Annotated in this window: 22 protein-coding genes; 9 read left to right on the forward strand and 13 right to left on the reverse strand. The window is 45.6% G+C overall.

Translation table 11 applies throughout. The annotated features are described in order from the left end of the window. The first annotated feature begins 77 nt into the window (after positions 1-77). Complete coding sequence (locus FSB75_RS06720; RefSeq protein ID WP_146784618.1) at positions 78-440, forward strand: BlaI/MecI/CopY family transcriptional regulator; 363 nt, start codon at positions 78-80, stop codon at positions 438-440. Further along, positions 437-2,245, forward strand: coding sequence for a M56 family metallopeptidase (locus tag FSB75_RS06725; protein WP_146784621.1), 1,809 nt, complete (start codon positions 437-439; stop codon positions 2,243-2,245). The genes FSB75_RS06720 and FSB75_RS06725 overlap by 4 nt, the downstream gene beginning before the upstream one ends. Here FSB75_RS06725 and FSB75_RS06730 read toward each other — a convergent pair. Next, positions 2,242-3,429, reverse strand: a complete 1,188-nt coding sequence (locus FSB75_RS06730) for an AIR synthase-related protein (protein WP_146784623.1) — start codon at positions 3,427-3,429, stop codon at positions 2,242-2,244. The genes FSB75_RS06725 and FSB75_RS06730 overlap by 4 nt on opposite strands. Positions 3,430-3,471: 42 nt before the next feature. Here FSB75_RS06730 and FSB75_RS06735 point away from each other — a divergent pair, with 42 nt between their 5' ends. Beyond that, complete coding sequence (locus FSB75_RS06735; RefSeq protein WP_146784626.1) at positions 3,472-4,392, forward strand: bifunctional riboflavin kinase/FAD synthetase; 921 nt, start codon at positions 3,472-3,474, stop codon at positions 4,390-4,392. On the opposite strand, the gene holA is transcribed toward FSB75_RS06735, so the two are convergent. Continuing rightward, entirely contained in the window at positions 4,387-5,391 is a 1,005-nt protein-coding gene (holA, locus tag FSB75_RS06740; RefSeq protein ID WP_146784629.1) for a DNA polymerase III subunit delta, read from the reverse strand. The two genes, FSB75_RS06735 and holA, sit on opposite strands and share 6 nt — an antisense overlap. Before the next feature lie 123 nt (positions 5,392-5,514). Here holA and FSB75_RS06745 point away from each other — a divergent pair, with 123 nt between their 5' ends. Beyond that, the gene (locus FSB75_RS06745) at positions 5,515-6,501 is read left to right on the forward strand and encodes a hypothetical protein (RefSeq protein WP_146784632.1); all 987 of its coding nucleotides are present in this window, start codon (positions 5,515-5,517) and stop codon (positions 6,499-6,501) included. A 140-nt stretch (positions 6,502-6,641) separates the two neighbouring features. Here the strand turns inward: FSB75_RS06745 and pafA are convergent, their stop codons facing one another. Continuing rightward, positions 6,642-8,273, reverse strand: coding sequence for an alkaline phosphatase PafA (gene pafA, locus FSB75_RS06750; RefSeq protein ID WP_146784635.1), 1,632 nt, complete (start codon positions 8,271-8,273; stop codon positions 6,642-6,644). Between the two features lie 88 nt (positions 8,274-8,361). Here pafA and FSB75_RS06755 point away from each other — a divergent pair, with 88 nt between their 5' ends. Beyond that, a complete protein-coding gene (locus tag FSB75_RS06755) occupies positions 8,362-9,192 on the forward strand; it encodes a nuclear transport factor 2 family protein (RefSeq protein ID WP_146784636.1) in 831 nt (276 codons plus the stop codon). A gap of 277 nt (positions 9,193-9,469) precedes the next feature. Continuing rightward, complete coding sequence (locus FSB75_RS06760) at positions 9,470-10,774, forward strand: aminotransferase class I/II-fold pyridoxal phosphate-dependent enzyme (RefSeq protein ID WP_146784638.1); 1,305 nt, start codon at positions 9,470-9,472, stop codon at positions 10,772-10,774. 108 nt (positions 10,775-10,882) lie between these two features. Here the strand turns inward: FSB75_RS06760 and FSB75_RS06765 are convergent, their stop codons facing one another. From FSB75_RS06765 to FSB75_RS06805, 9 genes are all read right to left on the reverse strand, one after another. Continuing rightward, positions 10,883-12,001, reverse strand: a complete 1,119-nt coding sequence (locus FSB75_RS06765; RefSeq protein ID WP_172623081.1) for an acyltransferase family protein — start codon at positions 11,999-12,001, stop codon at positions 10,883-10,885. 354 nt (positions 12,002-12,355) lie between these two features. Next, positions 12,356-12,538 carry a hypothetical protein gene (locus tag FSB75_RS06770; RefSeq protein ID WP_146784642.1) on the reverse strand — a complete coding sequence of 61 codons (183 nt, stop codon included), beginning with the start codon at positions 12,536-12,538 and terminating at the stop codon, positions 12,356-12,358. Between the two features lie 139 nt (positions 12,539-12,677). Continuing rightward, positions 12,678-13,154, reverse strand: a complete 477-nt coding sequence (locus tag FSB75_RS06775; protein WP_146784644.1) for a hypothetical protein — start codon at positions 13,152-13,154, stop codon at positions 12,678-12,680. A 73-nt stretch (positions 13,155-13,227) separates the two neighbouring features. Next, entirely contained in the window at positions 13,228-14,103 is an 876-nt protein-coding gene (rfbD, locus tag FSB75_RS06780) for a dTDP-4-dehydrorhamnose reductase (RefSeq protein ID WP_146784646.1), read from the reverse strand. Beyond that, entirely contained in the window at positions 14,103-14,696 is a 594-nt protein-coding gene (rfbC, locus tag FSB75_RS06785) for a dTDP-4-dehydrorhamnose 3,5-epimerase (protein ID WP_227990808.1), read from the reverse strand. Before rfbC ends, rfbD begins: the two co-directional genes overlap by 1 nt. Then, positions 14,684-15,973 carry a nucleotide sugar dehydrogenase gene (locus FSB75_RS06790; RefSeq protein ID WP_146784648.1) on the reverse strand — a complete coding sequence of 430 codons (1,290 nt, stop codon included), beginning with the start codon at positions 15,971-15,973 and terminating at the stop codon, positions 14,684-14,686. The genes rfbC and FSB75_RS06790 overlap by 13 nt, the downstream gene beginning before the upstream one ends. A gap of 124 nt (positions 15,974-16,097) precedes the next feature. Further along, positions 16,098-17,078, reverse strand: coding sequence for a UDP-glucuronic acid decarboxylase family protein (locus FSB75_RS06795; protein ID WP_146784650.1), 981 nt, complete (start codon positions 17,076-17,078; stop codon positions 16,098-16,100). A gap of 71 nt (positions 17,079-17,149) precedes the next feature. Next, complete coding sequence (locus FSB75_RS06800; protein WP_146784652.1) at positions 17,150-18,475, reverse strand: UDP-glucose dehydrogenase family protein; 1,326 nt, start codon at positions 18,473-18,475, stop codon at positions 17,150-17,152. Between the two features lie 22 nt (positions 18,476-18,497). Beyond that, entirely contained in the window at positions 18,498-19,628 is a 1,131-nt protein-coding gene (locus FSB75_RS06805; protein ID WP_146784655.1) for a DegT/DnrJ/EryC1/StrS family aminotransferase, read from the reverse strand. Positions 19,629-19,758: 130 nt separating this feature from the next. On the opposite strand from FSB75_RS06805, the gene FSB75_RS06810 reads away from it, so the two are divergent. After that, positions 19,759-21,009 (forward strand): 3-deoxy-D-manno-octulosonic acid transferase, encoded by a 1,251-nt coding sequence (locus FSB75_RS06810; RefSeq protein ID WP_146784658.1) that lies wholly within the window; start codon positions 19,759-19,761, stop codon positions 21,007-21,009. Here FSB75_RS06810 and FSB75_RS06815 read toward each other — a convergent pair. Further along, positions 20,982-21,788 (reverse strand): hypothetical protein, encoded by an 807-nt coding sequence (locus tag FSB75_RS06815; RefSeq protein ID WP_146784661.1) that lies wholly within the window; start codon positions 21,786-21,788, stop codon positions 20,982-20,984. The genes FSB75_RS06810 and FSB75_RS06815 overlap by 28 nt on opposite strands. A gap of 111 nt (positions 21,789-21,899) precedes the next feature. Between FSB75_RS06815 and FSB75_RS06820 the strand changes: the two genes are divergently transcribed. Then, positions 21,900-22,478 (forward strand): thymidine kinase, encoded by a 579-nt coding sequence (locus FSB75_RS06820; protein WP_146784663.1) that lies wholly within the window; start codon positions 21,900-21,902, stop codon positions 22,476-22,478. Positions 22,479-22,484: 6 nt separating this feature from the next. Continuing rightward, positions 22,485-23,132 carry a heme exporter protein CcmB gene (locus tag FSB75_RS06825; protein ID WP_146784667.1) on the forward strand — a complete coding sequence of 216 codons (648 nt, stop codon included), beginning with the start codon at positions 22,485-22,487 and terminating at the stop codon, positions 23,130-23,132. Positions 23,133-23,219 lie beyond the last annotated feature (87 nt).

A 23,219-nucleotide genomic window follows, 5' to 3' on the forward strand; every position in this document is an offset into this window, starting at 1 on the left:
GCCAATTATTTGTCAAACTAAAAAATTAGTTGATTAACTAAAAAATTAGTTATAGCTTCATTTCCGAAATCAAAAGCATGAAAACACTCACCAAAGCCGAAGAGCAAGTGATGCAAGCCGTGTGGAAAGTGAAAGAGGGATTCATTCGCGACATACTGGAAGCCATGCCCGCGCCAAAGCCGCACCAGAACACGGTTTCCACCATCCTGAAAATATTGGTTGACAAAGAATTTGTCGGCATCAGGGTATACGGCCGCCAGCACCATTATTACCCGCTTGTAACAAAAGACGCTTACTCCAAATCATCCATAAAAAATTTAGTCAAGGGCTATTTTGGAGGCTCCTTCAGCGATGCCGTTTCGTTTATGGTGAAGGAAAACAGCTTGAGCGTAGAAGAACTGGAAATTTTATTAACCCAGCTTAAAAAAGCAAAAAAATGACGGTGCTTCTATCTTATTTGCTAAAAGCGGTTTTGTGCTCCGGCGTGCTGTATTTGTATTACGCCCTGGCCTTAAAAAACAAAATCTTTCATCACTGGAACCGTTTTTATTTGCTCGCCGCCGTTGTTCTTTCATTGGCACTTCCATTGGTCCAAATTGCCGTGTTTTCGCCGGAGGACGAGACTAACGCAATTCGGTTCATCAAAACGGTGCAGGCGGCAGACGATTATCTTCAAAATATTACCGTTACTGCTCACACCCATTCTTTCGACACAACCGAATGGCTGCTGGCTGGATACGCAACCGGAAGTCTTGTACTGCTGGCCCTTTTCGCGGTTTCATTGTTGCACATAAAAAAACTTCTTCAAACGCACGTGGTAAAAAAGCTTGACCGGATAAATTTTGTAAACACCCGCGAACCCGGCACGCCGTTCTCTTTCCTCCGATACATCTTTTGGAACGAAGATATCTCCCTGCAAAGCGAAACGGGGCGCTGCATTTTTGAACACGAGCTTGTACACGTAACCGAAAAACACACGGCTGATAAATTGTTTATGCAAATCGTGTTGGTGTTTTTCTGGTGCAATCCTTTCTTCTGGCTTATGCGCCGCGAATTGAGTTTCGTTCATGAATTTATCGCCGACAAGAAAGCCGTTGGCAATCGCGGCGCAAGCGCCTTCGCTGCAATGATTTTGCAAACAACGTTTCCACAACAATATTCTTCCATCACCAATTCATTCTTTCAATTATCCATTAAACGAAGATTTGCTATGCTGACAAAACAAAACAATCCCAAGCTGGCTTATGCCGTACGCATCGTTGCCCTGCCCGTGTTGGCCCTTGTTGTTTTTGCCTTTACCGTTCGCACAAAAGAAGGAGTAGCAAGAACAACCGCACCGCTTCCGTTGATTGCGTTCAAAACCGACACGCTGCCGAAAAAAGAAAAACAAATCGTATCGGTAGATGTAAACAAAGCAAAGCAATTGCTGACCATTTATTACGCCGATGGAAGTTGCGAAACGATGACGGAGAAGGAAGCGACTGATCGCGGATTGATAAACAACGGCGGATATGCAAACATTCAAAAATTGCCTGCGAAAAAGAACATTACGAAAGCCGGGATACGCTTGGAAGATTCATCGGTCAAGCCTTTAATTGTTGTGGACGGAACCGTGGTGGCATACACCGCAATGTCAACGATCAACCCGAACGACATTGAATCTATAAACGTATTAAAAGGCGAAACGGCAAATGCGAAATACGGCGACAAAGGGTCGAACGGCGTCATAGAAATTACGATGAAGAAAAAACAAACCGGAGCACCCACGGCTGTTGAGGTTACGGGCAAGCCGTTGCAACGAGACTTAACACCAGTAATTGTAGAAGGAAAGCCGTTTAACAATAACGGCAGTACGATCACACAAACAAGTACATCCAAAAACGAGGAAGTGGTGGTTGTGGGTCATCCGTTAAACCATGAACCTTTGTTTGAACAAAGTGAAACGCCGGCATCTGTTGACCAGCAGGTATGGCGCAACTTCCTTGAAAAAAACATGCAGCCCATTGTCGAAAACATGACACAAAACGGCGCAAAAAAAGGCAAGTACATTGCCAACGTTCGCTTTGTGGTAGAGAAAGATGGTTCGCTATCCGATATACAATCGGTAAATACAATAGGCTACGGTGCCGACGATAAAATTGTTGACATGATGAAGTCGTCGCCAAAATGGAAACCTGCGGAACAAAACAGAAAGATCGTTTGCTCGTTTCACACGCAACCCATCACGGTTGTAATAACCAATTAAAATTCATACAAAATGCGTTGACCGTTTTGCTCAATGGTTAACGTATTTTCTTTCCCGGCTTCTACCCTTCCAATCACTTGCGCATCTATTCCGAAATCGTTTGCAATGCCGATGAGTTCGTCGGCATTTTTCTCGTCTGTATAAATTTCCAGACGGCAGCCCATGTTGAACACCTGGTACATTTCTTTGTCATCAGCGCCACTGCTTTTTTGAATCAAGTCAAAGATTTCGGGCGGACCAAACAAATTGTCTTTGATGACATGCACACCTTCCGGCATGTATTTCATGCACTTTGTTTGTCCGCCGCCGCTGCAATGGATCAAGCCGTTAACAACAGCAAAATTTTCTTCCAGAATTTGCTTCACCACCGGCGCAAAGGTTCGCGTGGGCGAAAGAATCAACTTGCCAACCGTTGTTGAGAATTCTTTGTTGCGAAAAGAAACATATATGGCATCGGTCAACTTGTTCGAGCCGATATAAACTACCTCTTCGCTAAGGGTTTCGTCAAAACTTTCAGGAAAAGCTTTAGCATAATGTTTACTTAGTACATCATGCCGCGCAGATGTCAGTCCGTTTGAACCGATGCCGCTGTTGTACTCAGTTTCGTAAACCGCTTTACCGTAGCTTGCTAAACCCACAATCACGTTGCCGGGTTTTATGTTTTTGTTCGTTACAAGCGCCTCTTTTTTCCATCGTGCGGCCATCGTTCCGTTCACGGCAATTGTTTTTACCACATCGCCTACGTCGGCTGTTTCGCCGCCCAAAAAAGCAATGTCCACGCCGTGCGCATCCATTGTGTCAAAGAATTCCTGTGAGCCTTCAATCAGGACCTTCAACACTTCACCGGGAATGCGAGCTTTGTTGCGGTCAATGGAAGAAGAGAACAAAAGGTTTTTGTAGATGCCAACGCAAAGCAAGTCATCGAGGTTCATCACAATGGCGTCTTGCGCAATGCCCCGCCACACAGAAACGTCGCCCGTTTCTTTCCAATACAAATAAGCCAGAATGCTTTTGGTTCCTGCGCCGTCGGCGTGCATCACATTCACCCACTCTTTGTCACCGCCCAGCACGTCTTCGTAAATCTTGCAGAAGGCTTTTGGGTAAAGACCTTTGTCAATGTTTTTTGTGGCGGCGTGCACTTCTTCTTTTTGTGCCGACACGCCGCGTTTGGAGTAAAGAGACATGCGGCGAAGATAATCCCCTGCTGATTATCTTCGCGGGCACGTATGCAGGTTCACCGCAGCATTGAAAATCTTCCGTTGTTTAAAAATGCAGTCATAACAATTGGCTCGTTCGACGGCGTTCACCTGGGCCATCAAAAAATTATTGCGGCGCTTTGCGACGAAGCAAAAAAAGTGAACGGCGAAACCGTCATCATTACTTTTCATCCGCACCCTCGAAAAATTGTACAGCCCGACAAGCCTTTGCAATTGCTCAACACACTTGATGAAAAAATTTGGTTGTTGGAAAACGCGGGTATTGGTCACTTGATTGTTGTGCCTTTCACACAAGAATTTTCCGAACAAAGTGCTGATGACTACATCGAACATTTCCTCATCAGAAACTTTGGGCCTGCTTGCATCATCATCGGCTACGATCATCGTTTTGGAAAGGGCCGCACAGGCAATTACAAGCTACTGGAAAAAAGAGCCGCGGAATTCAATTACCGTCTTGTTGAAATTCCGCAGCATTTGCTAAACGAAATTGAAGTCAGCTCAACAAAAATTCGCACCGCCATTTTGGAAAGCGATGTCGCCACAGCGAATCGTCTTTTGGGCTATTCTTTCTTTTTTGAAGGCGAGGTTGTGCAGGGCGATAAACTCGGAAGAACGCTTGGCTATCCAACCGCCAATTTGCTTTATACCGATGCGGATAAAATTCATCTGGGTCACGGCGTGTATGCCGTTTATGCCGATGTAATTGGAGAACGAAAAAAGGGGATGATGAGCATTGGCACGCGGCCCACGTTGAACAAGAGCGAAGAAAAAGTAGAAGTCAATCTTTTTGATTTTGACCAAATCATTTACGGCGAAACAATGCGTGTGACGGTTGAACATTTTCTTCGCGGGCAGGAAAAATATCCTTCGCTTGATGTGATGGTAGAACAACTGCACAAAGACAAGGGAAAAAGCCTCCGGCTCTTATAACGGCGCAATCATTTTCACCACCATTTCTTTCAGCAATTCAGCGTCGTCGGTATTGGCATCGTTCACCCCAAGGTTGCGGAGATTGTATTCGTATAACAGCAGCAGCAGTTTCTCAATTTCGTTGTAGCTGTATTTTGTTGAAGTGGAAATGTAATCACGCACAAAGAAGGCATTTACACCAAGCGCCGTAGCCACGGTCTTTTCGTCTTTTGATGATACGGTGTACACCACCTGCACCTTGCTAAAAAAATTATAAAGCGAAGGAAACACCAATGGCAACGGCGCTGCTTTAGGATTGGAACCAAAATACTGCACAATGCGAATGGCCTTGTACAAGTCGCGCTGGGCAATGGCTTGCTGCAATTCAAATACGTTGAACTCCTTGCTTACGCCTACGTATTTTTCAATCTCGTCTTCGGTTATTTGCTTCCGGTCTTTCAGGTTCAGCGCCAGCTTATCCACTTCGTTATTCAACCGGCTCAGGTCGTTGCCAATGTGATCAATCAATAAAAACAAAGCCTTCTTTGTGATAGTGTAGCCCTTCAGTTTTACCAGTTCGGATGTCCATTCGGGCAAGGCGCTGTCGTACATTTTTTTAGTGCTCATTAGCACGGCCTTTTCTTTTAACAGCCTTGCAAGCTTTGTGCGGCCGTCCACTTTTTTGCCTTTATAGGCTACAAACAATAAAGTTGAAGACAGCGGCTTTTCCACGTAACTCTCCAGCTTTTCAATGCCTTTTAAATCCTGTGCTTCTTTGATAATTACCACTTGTTTTTCCGAAAACATCGGGTACCGGCGGCAGGCATTTATCACATCGGGCCAAGCCGTATCGCGGCCATAAAAAATTGTTAAGTTGAACCCCGCCTCACTTTCTGATAGAATGTTGTGCTCCGCAAAATCAATGAGCGTATCAATGAAATATCCCTCCTCTCCTTCCAGCCAGTACACGGGCTTTATTTGTCCTTTTTTAAGATCGGTAATGATTTTTTCGGGTGTCATCAGGTGAAGCGTTAAAGAAGAGTTTTATGGATTTTGGCACGGTTTTCGACTTAGTGCGGCCGAATCAAAAATACATCTTCAACCTTTCCAAATTCTAAATTCAATAAACTTAAATCTTAGACAATGGCAAACACCAATTATCCATCTGCAGGCACAACAAATGACAACCGTCCTGCCGGCAGCAACACAACCCGCAACGTCCTTATTGGCTTATTGGCCGTTGGTCTTTTGGGCACGTGGGGTTATGTCTTGTACGACAAAAACAAAACCACCGAGCAAATCCAGGTAAAATCGGCCGAAGTAAAGACCGTTTCTACAGACCGGGATTCAATTAAAAATCTTTACGAAGAAGCCATCGTTCGGCTGGACAACCTAACTGGTGAAAATACCCGCATCTCCAGCGAAGTAGTTAGCAAAGACGCCGAGCTGAAAAAAATTAAAGGTGAAATCAAAGGCATTCTTGCTAACAAAAACGCTACGGCTGCAGACTTAAAAAGAGCCCGCAACCTGATTGGCGAATTGAACGGCAAAATCAGCAACCTTGAGCAGGAAGTAGCAAGACTGATGGGCGAAAACCAACAACTGGCTACCAACAATACTGTGTTAACGCAAGAAAAGACACAGTTGCAAACCGATCTGCAAACAACGACTCAGGTAAAAGAAGATTTGGCAAAAAAAGTTGACGTTGGTTCTACGTTCTCTGCTTCCAACATCACGATTAAAGGCATTGATGAAAAAGGCAACGGCAAAGAAAAAGAAACCGACAAAGCCAAGAAAGTAAACAAGCTGGTTGTTTCCTTTGACGTTGAAAACCGCATCACACCTTCTGGCCCGGTTGACCTGTACGTAATTGTTACAGGCCCCGACGGAAAAGTGATCAGCAGCCCGGCTATGAACTCTGGTAATTTAACTACACGCAACGACGGCGACCGCGCTTTCACAGCGAAAACAACGGTTGACTACGAGCAAGGCACACGCAAAAACGTTTCGTTTCCGTTGCGCCAGGACAAGTTCCAGGTAGGTGATTACAAGATTGAAGTTTACCAGAACGGATTTAAGATTGCAGAAGGCACACGCGGCCTGCACAAGACCGGATTTTTAGGACTTTAGTCTCATTCCAATTTCAATACGAGCCGCTTCTTTTGGAGCGGCTTTTTTATGTCTGAACCAGGATGAATATGATGCGTAAGATGTTTGAGATTATTTATCTCGTTCGTCCCGTCCGTCCAAAAACCGCGGTTCAGCCATTGCTATTTCGTTGCAGTATTCGTCAATTCAGTAACCACTTTTCCAATGCTTGCACTCGGCATTTGAATTTGCAACAAGGCCGACACGGTTGGTGCAACGTCGGTCATGTACACTTCCCTGTTTGTCTTACCGGGAGTTACGTTCCAGCCGTACCAAAGTAGCGGAATGTGTGAATCATAAGGATTCCAGGAACCGTGGGTGGTGCCGCGGTCGGTGCCTTCAAACCAGCCGGGTTTGTAAATGAATTGCACATCCCCGCTTAGTTTTTGGTTGTAACCATTGGCCAGCATGTTGGCTACTTGTTGCGGTAAACCCGAAGCCGGAATATTTTCCAAATCCAATGCCCGCAAAATACCCGGTTGCAGGAGCAATGCTTTAATAAGACTGCGCTTCACAGCCTCTTTGTCCAATTTGTTTGCGGCAAGGGCTTCAGCGTTGATGTGCACTTGGTAATTGATTACCGAAGCCACAAGGTTGCCAACGCCGAATTCGTTTTGCAAAGCATCGTTTAAAGCCCTTCGCATGGTCAACGTATTTGAAACACCACCGGGCAACCGGTTTTCTTTCGCAAATCCCGGTACGTGTGCCACTGCATGATCGGCTGTTAAAAACAAAAGGTATTGTCCCTTGCCAACTTTTGCATCTAGATAATTGAAAAGATCAGCAAGGTCTTTGTCGAGTCGCAAATAGGTGTCTTCAATTTCAATTGAGTTGGGGCCAAACGCATGACCGATGTAATCGGTTGACGAAAAACTAAGGGCCAGAAAATCCGTTACGCCACGAGTGCCCAGCGCTTCCCCATCAATGGCTGCTTTGGCTGCGTCCACGGTGAAACTGTTGCCGTAAGGCGTTACCTCAAAGCTTTGGTATTTGGCATTCTTTACCGTATCAACCCGGTGCGGGAAAGTGCTGCCTTCGCCGGACAATATGCTTTCGTACACCTTGTTATCGCCTGTGCTTTGCACATAAGTATTCAGCGGGTAAAGCGTATTCCAGCCCTTTGACAAATAAACATCGGGAAACTTTTTTGCGTTCAATTGCTGCATCCACTGCGGCAAGGTTTTCATGTAATATGTACTCGTGATCCACGTGCCTGTGCTCACATCGAACCAATACGCTGCGTTGGCTGTTTGGCCTGCAGGCAAAATAGCGCCGCGGTCTTTAATGGCAATGCCAATAACCTTGCTTCGGAAGTTGTTGCTTAACCGCAGTTCATCACCAACCGTTGTGGCAAACATGTTTTTTGGCGACATGCGTCCGTTTACCGAATTGCTTCCTACTGTCTTTATCGTGTCGTTATTGTCTTCGGTGCAGTACACCTCTCGTTTCAACTCTTTGTCGTACCAGTTGTTGCCCACGATGCCGTGAAGCGCCGGCACGCTACCGGTGTAAACACAAGTATGGCCGCAGGCAGTGTACGTGGGCACATAAGGAATGAACGTATTCTCGCAACGAAAGCCTCCGTTCATTAATCGCTTAAAGCCGCCTTCGCCTAAGCGGTCGTAAAAGCGGGTAAGATAATCGGGGCGCATCTGGTCAACGACAATGCCCACGACCAATTTCGGACGTTGAAGTGATTGTGCGTTTCCACTGAGTAGCATTAACAAAAAGAAAGCCGTGAGAATTCGTCGCATGAAAAATGTTTGAACGGCAAATGTAATGGCGACAAAAAACAAATCTTTGCAAGGCTCAATTATTTTTAAACACACAAAGGGCTGCTTCATGAAGCAAAATCTATTCATCGGTTTAGTATTGCTGTCGCTTTTTTCTACGGCGCAAAAACCATTGGCTGATGAAGTATTGAACGCAGAAAAAAGCTTTGCTGCCTATTCGGTTGCACACGGAACCAAAGAAGCTTTTTTACATTTTTTTGATAGCAGCGGCGTGGTGTTTGAAAAAGGCAAAGCAGTCAACGGTATTGAAACCTGGAACAAAAAAGAGGCCGGTACCGGTGTTTTGAACTGGCACCCGGTTTACGGTAGCATGGCAGCCTCCGGTGATTTAGGTTTTACCACCGGGCCGTGGACCTTTCAGCAAAAGAGTGTTGATGATTCAGTTGTTGCACGCGGGCAGTATTCAACGGTTTGGAAAAAAGACAAAAGCGGCGAGTGGAAATTCGTTGTTGATTTGGGCATTAATAAAACTCCGGCCTTTGACGATGCCGCGTATCAATTCAGCAATGAAGCTGTTTCTTTTGTTCCGGGCACATGGAACAATTTACTAAATAGGGAAGAAAAATTTATCCGGCAAACAAGCGAGACGGATGCTGCGCAACGAACAAAACTTTACGAACAATTTTTAAGTAAAAAAACTTTCTTTCTCAACCGCAACGGGAATCTGCCTGTCGTTGTTTTGAATAAGCTAAACAGCGCTTTGCAAACACTTCCGCAAAAGATTGATTACCGCATTGATGGCTCGGGCATTTCGGCCGCCGGTGACCTGGGCTATGTTTACGGCACGACGATCGTTAAAGGTAAAACAGAAAATTACCTGCGCATTTGGCGGCGCGAAGGAAAAGAATGGAAACTGGTGCTGGAAACCTTGCGGTATTGAGCCAAAACAGCGTCTAAACTGATTTCCCTATTTTTGCGGCAATTTTTTAAAGCCGCAGATTCATTTGATTTTACAAGGATTGCCGGGAAGGTTGAATCTACGAGATGTGCTTCGTTGAATAGCGAACCGAACGTACAAGAGTGCGACGCAAGAGAAGCTTAATCGTTGTTCTGTCGCCCGTAACAAAAAATAAAAAACAGTAAGTAAACAGTATTGTAAATCCAATGGGCTTTTGAGGCAATATCTCAACGCTCAATTTTAAACTTGAAACTAAACTATGGCAGATCTTTTTGAACGACTCGTGAAAAACTACGGCCCGCTTGGCCAGCATCGTGAAAGGGCTTATGGCTACTTTGCTTTTCCCAAATTGGAAGGAGAAATCGGCAGCCGCATGAAGTTTCGCGGCAACGACGTAATTGTTTGGAGCCTGAACAACTATTTGGGCCTGGCCAACCATCCCGAAGTGCGAAAGGCCGACGCAGACGCGGCGGCGCAATTTGGACTGGCAACACCAATGGGTGCCCGCATGATGAGCGGCAATACAAATTTTCACGAGCAGTTGGAAAAAGAACTGGCCGCGTTTGAAGGCAAGGAAGACGCTTGCTTGCTGAACTACGGCTACCAGGGAATGGTGAGCATCATTGACGTGTTGTGCAGCCGCCACGACGTGATTGTGTACGATGCGGAAAGCCACGCTTGCATTATTGACGGCGTTCGCCTGCATCCCGGTCACCGCTACGTGTTTAAGCACAACGACCTTGAAGATTTTGAAAAGCAGATGCAGCGTGCAACGGCCTTGATTGAAAAACAAGGAACGGGTGGCATCCTGGTGATTACCGAAGGCGTGTTTGGCATGGCCGGCGACCAGGGCAAATTGAAGGAAATTGCGGACTTGAAAGACAAATACGATTTCCGTCTTTTAGTGGACGATGCACACGGCTTTGGTACGCTTGGCAAAACCGGCGCCGGTGCCGGTGAAGAACAAGGTTGCCAGGACGCGATTGACTTATACTTTTCCACCTTCGCAAAATCAATGGCTTCCATCGGCGCTTTTGTGGCCGGCGATAAAGCCATCATTGACTACATCCGTTGGAACATCCGCAGCCAGATATTCGCCAAGAGTTTGCCCATGCCATTAACCATCGGCAACTTAAAACGCCTGGACCTTTTGCGCACAACACCCGCCTTGAAAGACAAGCTTTGGGAGAATGCCCTTAAGCTGCAACGCGGTTTGAAAGAAAAAGGCTTTGACATTGGCAAAACGGATTCGCCAGTAACGCCTGTGTACATGAAAGGCGGCGTGGAAGAAGCCACCGCAATGGTGATGGACTTGCGCGAAAATTACGGTGTGTTTGCTTCGGTAGTGGTCTATCCCGTTATTCCAAAGGGACACATCATTTACCGCCTCATTCCTACGGCCGTGCATACGGATGAGGACATTGAAGAAACACTGCAAGCTTTCAGCGAAACAAAAGCAAAGCTTGATGCGGGTGGATACAAAGTGGAAGCCATCCCGGATATGGCGGAAGAAGTAAGCGCCAAACGCTTTGATTATTTTAAGAGTAAGCCGAAGAATAAGTAGAGCTTAATGCGAATGATTAAAAAACCCAATCATAAAAGTGATTGGGTTTTTTAGTTGAAAATTTGAAAGTCGAATTTATGTTTTCACTGAACTGCTTGTTCAAATTCGTCATGCGCTCTGCAACGAAGGCTCTATGACTGAAGCCGGTTTTGCATCTCGTCGGTCGTAATCAAAGTACTGTTTCAAACGAAGCAATGGTTTCTCAACGTACTTCCATGAAACTGCACAGACACACAAAAGCACAAGAAACTTGATCAATAAATAAGTCAGGTAATGCGCCGTCGTTGCAGGATTCTTTGCGGGGCCAAATAGTTTGTTTAATAAATGTTCGGTTTGTGCGCCAACAAAAATGTGATAGAGGTACAAGCCATAACTTATTTTTCCGATTGCTGCCATTGGTTTAGATGACAACAAAGAAGTAAAAAAAATACGCTTGCTTTTATTCGATACAATAAAACTGATCAACCAAAATCCGATAATAGAGTGAAACAACCGCGTCTGATGCAAAATCAACGCTGACCCTGGGAAGCCAAGCAGCAAAATAGAACTAACGACAGCCACTGCGGCAAAGATGGGCTGCAATCTTTGAAGCAACGCAGGGCGATAAAGACAGAGCCACGCCAGCAAAGCGCCGAGCCCTAAACTATCAAAACAAGTAAAGACAAAGAGATAACCCAAATCGTAATTAGAGGAAAACATGCGGCAAGTAACACTCAACGCGATAAAGAGAAGGATGCAGGAAAGAGTGAATTTTCGCGGCAGGTAAACCATGAGCCATGGCCATATAAGGTAGAATTGCTCTTCTACTGCCAGTGACCAGAAATGTCCTGTATTGGCAGGCCATTCCCCGATAGAATAGACGTAAAAGTTGGACGTGTAAGTAAGCGCAGTAACAATCTGGTTTCGGACAAGTTCCAGATGAAGTGGATACTGAAAAGCAATCATCAGAAAAATAAGAAGGTAATAAATAGGAAAAATGCGCAATGCCCTGCGCAAATAAAAATTCCACATCAGCTTTTTGTATGAAGCTTTTTTGGCTGCGGCCCTATCCCGGTGCTGAAATAAAATGGTAGAAATAAGGAACCCGCTTAACACAAAAAAAAGGTTCACACCAAGTCGGCCTGCCTGTACATAGTATAACCAATTGTAAGAATCTATCCAATGAGCAGATATGACCAGTAAAACTGCAATTGCTCTTAAGCCGTCAAGTGGTTTGATGTAGGTCATATGCATTCAGTTTTGGTGTTTAGCGATACCCTTTCTTTCGTCAGCAATAACGACGTTTACCTGGAATCACCGGTTTCAACCCACGCCAAATATCGGTAACAGCGCACACTTTACAGCAATGAGTGCGGGTTTTTATGCAAGTTCCCTCATCAAATCTTCACATACGCCGGTTGACACTTTGGAGGCTTTCTTCGGCCTCAATTCGTCTTTCATCGGCAATTGTGCAAACAAATCTTTTGCGCCGGTTGTAAAGAAGTGAATGAAATCCTTTTTCGCAGAATTATCTTTTGATACGTTTACTTTTTGCGGTCATGCCTAAGAATAAAAATCCCCCGGTCTTGGCGGGGGATCAAATTACATCGCGTCTGCAAATTCTTCCTGCTTCTTACCAAAGCGGTCTTTTACTTTGCTCAAAGCATCATCGGCCTTGTCCTTTAAATCATCAACCGTTTCTTTAAAGCTTTCCGAATCGTAGATGTAGTAAACAACACCGGCTACGGCGGCGCAAACCAGGGCGCCCAACAATATTTTTTTCATGCTTAAGGGTTTTGAAAGGTGAACAATTTTGAATGAACCTCACTATTAAGGTACTCTATTTTTATAAAAATCCGTGCCAAGAGAGGAAATTGGTATATTGGGATATTGAGGTGGCCGTCGCAAACAAAATATCCCAATATCATTCACTCAACCGCTCCAGGCCGCGGCGATAATCGTATTGCAGGTCTTCGTGCATTGTTTCCAGTGCGGCTTTTATTTTTTTCAGTTGCGCAGCGTACAACATAGCCAGGGCACCGGTTTTTTGCCACGACGATTTGAGGCCTTTAAAGGCCGTGCAAAAATGAAGCAGCACTTCTACTTCTACGGTTTTGTTGCCGGCGTATCGAACGTATTTGTTCGCGATGCGCAAAATCTTTCGCAGACCTTTTTTTGCAATGTAATAGCTGTCCTTGTTCAGTGCGGCAAAACCTTCGTCTATTTCTTCGTTCACGCCTTGAATAAAGACCGGCAGGTCGTCGGCTTCAAACAACAAGAACGTAAGCAGTTCCTTGTTTTCTTTTTTGTAACGAACGAGGCGCAGGCAAAGTTCCATCAGCTCTTTCTCGTCCTTTTCTTTCAGGGCTGCTTTGATTTCTTGTACCGATGCGGCTTTCATTTGACAAAGAAATTCTTTTGCGATAACGGAAGGGAAATAGTGAGCCAGTGCGTTCGTCTGACTGTTTGCAAAGCTATTGGACGGACGCCGATAACTTTTGAACGCAACGCCGTAAACTTTCCTTCCAATCTCTTAAAACAATGCCGTATTGCTTTTGAACCTTCTCTTTGCTCATCACCGAATAAAGCGGCCGTTTGGCGGGAGTAGGAAAAGAATCGGTTGTGGTAGGCTGAACAACACAGTTTGTATGGATCTGCGCCGCAATTTCTTTTGCAAAATCAAACCAGGTAATTACACCTTCGTTGCTGAAATGATAAATGCCCGGTTGCCAGTTTGGTGATTGAACAATTTGCAAAACGGCTTCGGCCAAATCCGCCGCATAGGTTGGTGAGCCCCATTGATCAGCCACCACATTAATCCTTTCTTTTTCGTTCATCAGGCGCATCATGGTTTTCACGAAATTTTTTCCGTAAAAAGAATAGACCCACGAGGTGCGAATGATGATGGCAGCAGGATTGTTTTGCAAGGCCGCTTCTTCGCCCGCCCGTTTGCTTTCGCCGTAAACGTTAATGGGGTTAACGGCATCGTCTTCTTTCAATGGCGTTTTTCTCGTGCCATCGAAAACGTAATCGGTAGAGATGTGAATGAATTTTATGCCGTACTGTGCACAGGCCTTTGCCAGTGTGCCAACCGCCTTCGCATTAATCTGAAACGCTTCTTCTTTTTCCGATTCTGCTTTGTCAACAGCCGTGTAAGCCGCGCAGTTAATCACGAAAGAAGGCTTGTGCCTTTCAATCGTTTTTGCAATGGCGTGGTCGTCGTTCAACGAAAGTTCGGATCGGGTAAGAAAAACAAAATTATAAGCTGTGAATTGTGCAGAAAGGTATTTCAGTTCGCTTCCCAATTGACCGTTGCTGCCCGTAACGAGAATGGTTTGTTTATCCGCCATTAGACAACGGCCTTTGCTTTTGCTTCGTAAACAAAATTGTTTTGACAATCGGCAAGAAGCGGCAGATCGAAGTCTTTTTGGTTCAGCACCAATTCATCAAAAGGCAAACCCCAATCAATGTTGAGTGCAGGATCATCGAAGCGGATGCCGCCTTCAGCTTCCTTGTTCCAAAAAGCATCACACTTGTACATCACAGTCGCTGTTTCGCTCAACACGCAAAAGCCGTGGGCAAAACCAGCCGGTACAAACAATTGCTTTTTGTTGTCGGCTGTCAAATCAATCGAGAACGTTTGGCCGTACGTTGCTGAGCCGGTGCGAATATCCACCACCACGTCGCGAATGGCACCGTTAATGGCCCGGATTAACTTGGATTGAGCGTGAGGGTTCAACTGGTAATGTAAGCCACGGATAACGCCGTGTTTCGAATACGATTGGTTGTCCTGAACAAACGTAATGTCGAGGCCTATATCGCGAAAAGCTTTCTCGCTGTAAGATTCAAAAAAATAGCCGCGTTCGTCTTCAAAAACCCGGGGTTCAAAAACGTACAAATCAGGAATGGATGTTGGATAAAACGGCATAATTAAAAGCTCCAATAATTTCGATTAGTGATCTTGTTGCGATAGATGCCTTTCAAGTCGGCAATCATGGCGTGAGGTTTGGTGATGGAAGAAAAATAAGCTTCGTCCAAATCGGCATACGGCTCGTGGCAAACGGTAATGATAACGGCATCGTAGTCGCAGCCTGCTTTCTCCGTAAGCCCGAAACCATACTCGTGCTGTAGTTCTTCGCTGTCGGCATGTGGGTCAATGACATCTACGTTCACGTAAAATTCCTTCAATTCTTTCACCACATCCGCCACTTTCGAATTGCGGATGTCACTCACGTTTTCCTTAAATGTGGCGCCCATAACCAGCACCTTAGCGCTCTTTACATCAGCAACGTTGCTAATGATGTGCCGCACCACTTTTCGGGCCACGTACACGCTCATGTTGTCGTTCGTATAGCGTCCGGCAAGAATTACTTTTGAGTTATATCCAAGTTCACTTGCCTTATACGTTAAGTAGTAAGGATCAACGCCAATGCAGTGACCGCCCACCAGGCCCGGACTGAATTTCAAAAAGTTCCATTTAGTTCCCGCGGCTTCCAACACTTCGTAGGTGTTAATGTTCATTTTGTCGAAGATGATGGAAAGCTCATTCATCAAGGCAATGTTCAAATCGCGTTGGGTATTTTCAATAATTTTTGCGGCTTCGGCAACCTTGATTGAGGAGGCGCGATGCACACCAGCATCCACCACCAATTCATAGGTCTTTGCAATTTCTTCCAGCGATTCTTCGTCGCAGCCCGAAACCACTTTTACCACAGAACGTAGCGTGTGCTTTTTATCGCCTGGGTTGATGCGTTCAGGCGAATAACCCAATTTGAAATCAGTGCAATTCTTCAAGCCCGATAATTTTTCAATAATCGGCAGACAGTCCTCTTCAGTGCAGCCCGGGTAGACAGTGGATTCAAACACTACGTAGTCGCCTTTCTTTATCACCTTGCCAATGGTTTCCGACGCTTTCTTTACAGGCTTTAAATCGGGAACGTTGTGTTCGTCAACGGGAGTAGGTACGGCAACGACAAAAAATTTTGCCCCGCGCAGCACGTCCAGGCAGGAAGTAAATTCTATATCGCAACCTTCAAAGGCTTCTTTTGTTAATTCGTTGCTTGGATCAACGCCGTTGCGCATCATCTCAATGCGTTTCTCGCTGATATCAAAACCGATAACGGGAATTTTACGGGCAAATTCTAAGGCAATGGGCAAACCGACGTAACCCAAACCGATAACGGCTAACTTTTCTTTTTTCGCAACAAGGTCTTGGTACATGATTCTTTTTGAGGGGGCAAATATATTTGGCAATGACCAATCAGCAATCATCAAACGAAAAAGCAATGGGCAATTAGCAGAAGAGACGCTCTTTTCCTAATTGCCCATTGCCGTTGCTGTTTGATCACTTTACGCTGTAAAATTCTTTCGGACTTTTCACCCATTCTTCGGGCGGCAGCGAACGGAAATATTCGTAGGTTCTTTGCAAACCTTCTTCGCGGCTCACTTTCGGTTCCCAGTTGAGCAGAGTACGGGCCTTTGTAATGTCCGGTTGACGTTGCTTTGGATCGTCCTTGGGCAAGGGCTTATACGTAATTTTGCCGGTGTGCCCGGTAAGGTCTAAAATCTCTTCGCTTAAGTCGCGCAAGGAAATTTCGGATGGATTACCAATGTTTACCGGAAGCGTGTAACCGCTTAACAACAAACGGTAAATGCCCTCGATCAAATCATCTACGTAACAAAAAGAACGGGTTTGCGAACCGTCGCCAAAAAGCACAATGTCTTCGCCGCGCAAAGCCTGGCCAAAGAAAGCGGGTAAGGCTCTGCCGTCGTTAAGTCTCATGCGCGGACCATAGGTGTTAAAAATGCGCACGATGCGAATGTCCACATTATGGTAAGTATGATAGGCCATTGTGATAGACTCCATGTAACGCTTGGCCTCGTCGTAAACACCACGCGGGCCAATGGGGTTTACGTTGCCCCAATATTCTTCAGTTTGCGGATGCACCAGCGGATCACCGTAAACTTCCGATGTAGAAGCAATCAGCATAGTAGCACCTTTCGCCTTGGCCAAACCCAAACAATTGTGCGTTCCCATTGCCCCAACTTTCAGGGTTTGAATGGGAATTTTCAAATAGTCAATCGGGCTTGCGGGCGAAGCAAAATGCAGGATGTAATCAAGCTTTCCCGGGATGTGAATAAACTTGGTAATGTCGTGATTGTAGTAAGTAAACTCTTTAAGAGGGAACAAGTGCTCAATGTTGCGAAGGTCACCCGTGATGAGGTTGTCCATGGCAATTACCTCGTAGCCTTCGTTAATAAAACGGTCACACAAGTGAGAACCTAAAAAGCCGGCCCCGCCTGTTATTAAGATTCTTTTTTTCATGCAAAATTTTTTATGGCATTTGTCAGCGGTACAAGTTGAAGCCAGAAGTCTTCCTTCTGGCTTCGTCATTTTTATACAAGCTTAGGTTGATTTACCAGTGGCCGGCCAATGCTTTCGTAGTGGAAGCCTTTCTTTTCCATTTGCTCGATGTCGAACAAATTACGGCCGTCAAAAACAACCGTGTCTTTCATGGCTTCGAGAATTTTGTCGAAGTCGGGTGTTCTGAACTCGTTCCACTCGGTAGCAATGATTAACGCATCGGCATTTTGAAGGCAATCGTATTGCGTTTCAGCAAAGACAATTTTATCGCCAACAATATTTTTTACGTTTTCCATGGCTTCCGGGTCAAATGCGGCCACGGTTGCACCGGCTTCCAACAAAGCATTGATAATTTCTAAAGCCGGCGCTTCGCGAATGTCATCGGTGTTTGGTTTAAACGCAAGTCCCCAAATGGCGAAGTGCTTTCCTGCTAAACCGTTGTTGTAATAACGTTTGATTTTGTTGACCAGATGAACTTTTTGCCGCTTGTTAACTTCGGTAACGGCGTCTAGAATCTGGAACTCGTAAGAAACTTCTTTCGCAGAAAATACCAGCGCCTGCACGTCTTTGGGGAAACAACTACCGCCGTAACCAATGCCGGGGAAAAGAAAGCGTTTGCCGATCCGGTCGTCGCTGCCAATACCGCGACGCACCATGTCCACGTCGGCGCCAAGACGTTCACAAAGCTGTGCAATCTCGTTCATGAACGAAATCTTCGTTGCCAGAAATGCGTTCGCCGCATATTTGGTCAACTCCGCCGAACGCTCGTCCATAAAAATAATGGGATTGCCCTGGCGAACGTAGGGTGCATATAGTTCAGTGAGTAGTTTTTGTGCTCTTTCCGAAGTCGTACCAATCACAATGCGGTCGGGCTTCATAAAGTCCTCAACCGCCACGCCTTCGCGCAAAAATTCGGGATTGGAAACCACGTCAAATTCACCGTCATAATTCTTTGCGACGGCAGCCTGCACTTTTTCGGCAGTGCCTACTGGAACGGTGCTTTTATCGATAATGACTTTATAATCGGTCAGAATTTTTCCAATGTTTTCAGCTACACCCAATACGTATTTCAAATCGGCAGAACCGTCTTCGCCGGGAGGCGTTGGCAAGGCAAGGAAAACGATTTCGCCGTGATCAATGCCTTCCTGTAAAGAAGTTGTAAAGCTCAGGCGGTCCTCTTTCAGGTTGCGTTCAAATAATTTTTCCAGGCCGGGTTCGTAAATGGGCATAATGCCGTTGCGCAGCTTTTCTACTTTGCGCTGATCAATGTCTACGCAACAAACATGATTTCCGGTTTCCGCTAAACAAGTTCCGGTTACAAGGCCTACATAGCCCGTTCCTACAACTGTGATTTTCATTGAGTGTTTTTTGTTAGTTTTTTTATTGGTTGCAATAGTTAAGGACCTGAGACGTGATGAAGTGCAACTGTTCTTCATCAAGCTCGGTATGCATAGGAAGGGAAATTACACGTTCGGTAAGCCAGTCTGTGTTCGCTAAGTTCGTGGCCGCAGAACCAAATGCCTCAAACATCCTTTGCCGGTGGGCAGGCACGGGATAGTAGATCATAGACGGTACGTTTCGGGCCGCAAGATAATCATGCAAGCCGTTTCTGTCAATACCCTCGAGGATTAAAGTATATTGATGAAAAACATGACGGCAGTAACCGGCGCGGAAAGGTGTGGTTATGGCCGGATGATTTGCAAAAGCCTTATCGTAATAATCGGCTACGCTTCTCCGTGCGTTGATGTATTCGTCAAGGTGGTTCAGTTTTATTTCAAGAACGGCGGCCTGCAGGGTATCCAAGCGACTGTTACAGCCAACCATTTCGTGATAGTAGCGAACTTTTTGTCCGTGGTTGGCAATCATGCGCAACTTTTCTGCAAGCGCATCGTCGTTGGTCATTATCGCACCGCCATCGCCGTAACCGCCGAGGTTTTTGCTCGGGAAGAACGATGTCGTGCCAATCGTTCCAATGCTGCCGGTTTTTCTCACACCGCCGTTTTTCATCGTATAATCACAACCAATTGCCTGTGCGTTGTCCTCTACCACGTATAAATTGTGAGCGGAAGCAATGCGCATAATCTCGTCCATGTTTGCCGCCTGTCCATATAGATGCACCGGCACAATGGCTTTCGTTTTTGGCGTGATGGCTTTTTCAATGGCAGCGGGGTCAATGCAAAAAGTTTTCGGGTCCACGTCCACAAAAACCGGGGTAAGCCTTAAGAGTGCAATTACTTCGGTGGTGGCAATATAGGTAAATGAAGGCGTAATGACTTCGTCGCCGGGTTGCAGGTCAAGCGCCATCATGGCAATTTGCAAAGCGTCGGTTCCGTTGGCGCAAGGGATGACGTGTTTAGCGCCGTTGTATTGCGCTAACGCTGCGGCAAAACGTTGTACGGCAGGGCCGTTTATAAAAGCGGTGCTTTCCAGCACGCCTAAAACAGCGGCATCAATTTCTGTTTTGATTTTTTGGTACTGCTGTTTCAAGTCAACCATTTGAAGTGGACGCATAATAAATTTTGAATTTTGAAATTTGGAATTTGGCTTCAAGATCCAAATTCCAAGATTGTTTTTGGCGGTCGCAAAAATAGGGAAACTGCTTTGGACACCGGGTTTTAGATTTGCCGCCTAAAGCCCGAATTTGCTCCTCTTTTACAACATATTCGTTCGTTTTTATTATGCGGCCGTCGCCCTTGCTTCGCTCTGGAACAAAAAAGCTGCGGCCTGGCTGAACGGAAGAAAAGATGTTTTCGAAACCTTGTCAAAACAAATTGATGAAAACGACAGGTACATTTGGATGCACTGTTCATCGGCGGGCGAATTTGAGCAGGGAAAGCCGGTTGCTGAAGCGCTGAAAAAGTCCTATCCGAATTATAAATTACTCATCAGCTTTTTCTCTCCTTCGGGTTATTCAGTTGCTAAGAATTATTCGGTTGCCGATGCAATTTGTTATTTACCACTGGATACGGAAAAAAACGCAAAGCGTTTTATCAAAACCGTAAAACCAGCGCTTGCCGTGTTTGTGAAATACGAGTTTTGGTATCACCATCTTTCCGTTGCAGCGTTTCGTCACGTGCCGCTTTTATTGGTAAGTGCCGTGTTTCGGAAAGACCAGATTTTCTTTAAATCCTACGGTGGCTTTTTTCGCAGAATGCTTCAGTTGTTCCGGCAGATTTTTGTACAGGACGAAGCTTCTTTGCAATTGCTGAAACGAAATATCATCAACCATTGCCGCATTGGCGGCGATACACGGTTTGACCGCGTAAAAGAAATTGGCAAGGCCGGCGCCCCGGTTCCGTTTATTAATGGTTTTCTTCAAAGCAAAAAATGCCTCGTTGCCGGTAGTACCTGGCCTAACGACGAAAATTTGTTGAAAGATTTCGCGACATCCCATCCGGAAATAAAACTCATTCTTGCGCCCCACGAAATCAACGAAAATCACGTGCGGCAATTGCAAACCTTGTTTCCCAACGCAATGTTGTATTCGTCTTTGCAGAACCAAAGTCAGGCAACAGGCGAATCACAGGTATTAATTATTGATAACGTTGGCCTTCTCTCCCGCCTTTATCAACACGCAACGATAACCTACGTCGGGGGCGGTTTTACAAGAGACGGCATTCATAATATTTTGGAAGCGGCGGTTTGGGGAAAGCCCGTCATCTTCGGCCCCAATTACAAAAAGTACCGGGAAGCAAAAGACCTGATTGCCACGGGCGGAGGCTTTAGCGTTGCCGACGCAAACGAAATAAATAAGCTTGCAGAGCAATTGTTCGCAGACGAACAATACCTGCAAGCGGTAAGCAAAAAAGCAAAAGATTACGTGGAGGAGAATACCGGCGCTACCGAAAGCATTCTTCAATTTATTCAGGAGAACCGCCTTCTGACCAACTGATAAAAATGCTTCACGGTTTCGTTGTTGTCCTGCCAGCCAAGTATGTGCTTCAGTTCGCGGGCAATCCAATATTCGGCTTCTGAATAAATATTAAAATTGTTGATAGTCTTGATGCTGCGTTCGTACATTGCCTCATCACCACGAAACAGTTCGCGCAAAAAAACAAATCGGTCGTTGATGCCAATGGCCTTGCGCAGATCTTTAATCGGTGTTTCCTTTAAGGCATGAGCCACTTCGGTTTTCTCTTCTTTCAATCGGTCGTTCAACGACTCTTTTTTCTCTGCTATCACTTGGTGCAATTCTCTGCGCTCGGTAAAAGGCAGCGTTGGCGCTTCGGCTACCGCATCAAAAGCCGTATTAAAATAAGCAGGTTGTGCGTAAGCAGGCCTGGGTTCTTCTTTCACAGCGGATGCAAGTTCGCTAAATCGGGTTTCGGCAACCGCCGGCTTTTGCAAGACGTATTCTTTTGGCGTTGCAATCGGCGTTTGTTTTATCACGGGTTCTTCTTTCATCTTTTCTTCCGCTGCAACTTCATCCAGCACAAAAACTTCTTTTTCTTTAGCGCTTTCGCTATAAGGCACCCGCAACGACTCTTCGGTTAAATTGAAACTTACCGGCAAGGTCACCGCTACTTTTTTTGTATTGAAAGAACCGTTGCGGCTTTGCAATTGGGAGAGTTCCTGCTGCAACAATTGAACGGTGAACAGGAGGTGCGCCGGCGAAGCGTCTTGTGCTTTTTGTTGATACAATTTATCAATCAACGTGTGAATTCTTTCCATGATTGCAATACTTTCGTTTTTTTGAAACGGCGTTAAAGGTGAACGAAAATTTGTGCTTAAAAGTATTAACGCTTCGCCAATTTAGCCCACCAACCAAAATTTTTTCGATAGATGTTTATTGAACCACTTGTAGGCAGCGGGAAACGCGGATGGATTGAAGTGATTTGCGGCTCGATGTTTTCGGGCAAAACAGAAGAGTTGATTCGCCGCCTGAAGCGGGCCAAAATTGCCAACCTGAAAGTGGAAATTTTTAAGCCTGCCATTGACGTACGCTATGATGAAATCAAAATCGTTTCACACGATGAGAACGCCATTCATTCCACGCCCATTGACAACTCGCAGAAGATTCTGTTGCTAGCGCAAGATGTGGACGTGGTAGGCATTGACGAGGCGCAGTTTTTTGATGATGAGATCGCTAATGTTTGCGACGAGCTTGCATTGCGTGGCATTCGGGTTATTGTTGCCGGCCTCGACATGGATTTTATGGCCAAACCGTTTGGACAAATGCCCTTTCTCATGGCCAAGGCCGATTACGTTACAAAGCTTCACGCCATTTGCATGAAATGCGGCAGCATTGCCAATTACTCTTACCGCATCATTCCGAATGAAGCACAAATTATGCTGGGCGCAAAAAACGCTTATGAGCCGCGTTGCCGCGTGTGCTTTACGCTGGACGGAGCGCTTGAATAGAACGCAATGAAACAAATCATCACTCTCTTCAAAAAAGACCTTCTGCTGGAAATCCGCCAGCAATATGCTTTTTACGGCGTATTGCTTTACGTAGGCGCCACTATTTTTGTCTTGTACATGGCTATTGAAAGCCCGGACAGCCGCACATGGATTGGCCTTTTCTGGATCATTCAATTGTTCATTTCCATCAATGCCGTTGCCAAGAGTTTTTTACAGGAAAGCCGTGGCCGCATGTTGTATTACCAGTCCATCGCATCTCCGCAACAATTTGTTTTGGCAAAACTGCTTTTTAATTCACTGCTCATGCTGGTGATGAGTTTTTTGAGCGCCGTACTGTTCTCGTTATTTCTTACCTATCCCGTTCAGCAAACCCTGGCCTTCATCGGCCTGGTGTTTCTCGGCGGGTGGAGTTTAAGTCTTGTGTTCACGTTTCTCGCAGCCATTGCAGCCAAAGCACAACAGAACGCGGCCATTATGGCCATTTTGGGTTTTCCCATTATTATTCCGCAACTGCTTTTATTAATGAAAGCCTGTTCGGCCGTATTTAAAGCAACTGAAGTTATTCCGCTTGCAAACGTGCTTCTCCTGTTTGCTTCGGATGGATTGGTTGTGCTTCTCGCCATTATTCTCTTTCCCTTTCTTTGGAAAGATTGATTCGATTAGCTGATGACTTTAACAACACAATTTTTCCTGTTGTTTGTTCACAACCTGCTTTGAATGAGTGATTATTTTGATAAGGAT

The sequence above is a fragment of the Flavisolibacter ginsenosidimutans genome (genome assembly GCF_007970805.1).
Taxonomy (GTDB): domain Bacteria; phylum Bacteroidota; class Bacteroidia; order Chitinophagales; family Chitinophagaceae; genus Flavisolibacter; species Flavisolibacter ginsenosidimutans.

What these genes read in the sequence shown, in the direction of transcription:
- FSB75_RS06770 (WP_146784642.1), bottom strand. Translation starts at nt 12,538, where the DNA reads ATGAAAAAAATATTGTTGGGCGCCCTGGTTTGCGCCGCCGTAGCCGGT.
- FSB75_RS06805 (WP_146784655.1), bottom strand. Translation starts at nt 19,628, where the DNA reads ATGCGTCCACTTCAAATGGTTGACTTGAAACAGCAGTACCAAAAAATC.
- FSB75_RS06730 (WP_146784623.1), bottom strand. Translation starts at nt 3,429, where the DNA reads ATGTCTCTTTACTCCAAACGCGGCGTGTCGGCACAAAAAGAAGAAGTG.
- rfbD (WP_146784646.1), bottom strand. Translation starts at nt 14,103, where the DNA reads ATGGCGGATAAACAAACCATTCTCGTTACGGGCAGCAACGGTCAATTG.
- FSB75_RS06755 (WP_146784636.1), top strand. Translation starts at nt 8,362, where the DNA reads ATGAAGCAAAATCTATTCATCGGTTTAGTATTGCTGTCGCTTTTTTCT.
- FSB75_RS06720 (WP_146784618.1), top strand. Translation starts at nt 78, where the DNA reads ATGAAAACACTCACCAAAGCCGAAGAGCAAGTGATGCAAGCCGTGTGG.
- holA (WP_146784629.1), bottom strand. Translation starts at nt 5,391, where the DNA reads ATGACACCCGAAAAAATCATTACCGATCTTAAAAAAGGACAAATAAAG.
- FSB75_RS06765 (WP_172623081.1), bottom strand. Translation starts at nt 12,001, where the DNA reads ATGACCTACATCAAACCACTTGACGGCTTAAGAGCAATTGCAGTTTTA.
- FSB75_RS06815 (WP_146784661.1), bottom strand. Translation starts at nt 21,788, where the DNA reads ATGGAAAGAATTCACACGTTGATTGATAAATTGTATCAACAAAAAGCA.
- pafA (WP_146784635.1), bottom strand. Translation starts at nt 8,273, where the DNA reads ATGCGACGAATTCTCACGGCTTTCTTTTTGTTAATGCTACTCAGTGGA.
- FSB75_RS06775 (WP_146784644.1), bottom strand. Translation starts at nt 13,154, where the DNA reads ATGAAAGCCGCATCGGTACAAGAAATCAAAGCAGCCCTGAAAGAAAAG.
- FSB75_RS06735 (WP_146784626.1), top strand. Translation starts at nt 3,472, where the DNA reads ATGCAGGTTCACCGCAGCATTGAAAATCTTCCGTTGTTTAAAAATGCA.
- FSB75_RS06725 (WP_146784621.1), top strand. Translation starts at nt 437, where the DNA reads ATGACGGTGCTTCTATCTTATTTGCTAAAAGCGGTTTTGTGCTCCGGC.
- FSB75_RS06795 (WP_146784650.1), bottom strand. Translation starts at nt 17,078, where the DNA reads ATGAAAAAAAGAATCTTAATAACAGGCGGGGCCGGCTTTTTAGGTTCT.
- FSB75_RS06825 (WP_146784667.1), top strand. Translation starts at nt 22,485, where the DNA reads ATGAAACAAATCATCACTCTCTTCAAAAAAGACCTTCTGCTGGAAATC.
- FSB75_RS06820 (WP_146784663.1), top strand. Translation starts at nt 21,900, where the DNA reads ATGTTTATTGAACCACTTGTAGGCAGCGGGAAACGCGGATGGATTGAA.
- FSB75_RS06760 (WP_146784638.1), top strand. Translation starts at nt 9,470, where the DNA reads ATGGCAGATCTTTTTGAACGACTCGTGAAAAACTACGGCCCGCTTGGC.
- FSB75_RS06790 (WP_146784648.1), bottom strand. Translation starts at nt 15,973, where the DNA reads ATGTACCAAGACCTTGTTGCGAAAAAAGAAAAGTTAGCCGTTATCGGT.
- FSB75_RS06800 (WP_146784652.1), bottom strand. Translation starts at nt 18,475, where the DNA reads ATGAAAATCACAGTTGTAGGAACGGGCTATGTAGGCCTTGTAACCGGA.
- FSB75_RS06745 (WP_146784632.1), top strand. Translation starts at nt 5,515, where the DNA reads ATGGCAAACACCAATTATCCATCTGCAGGCACAACAAATGACAACCGT.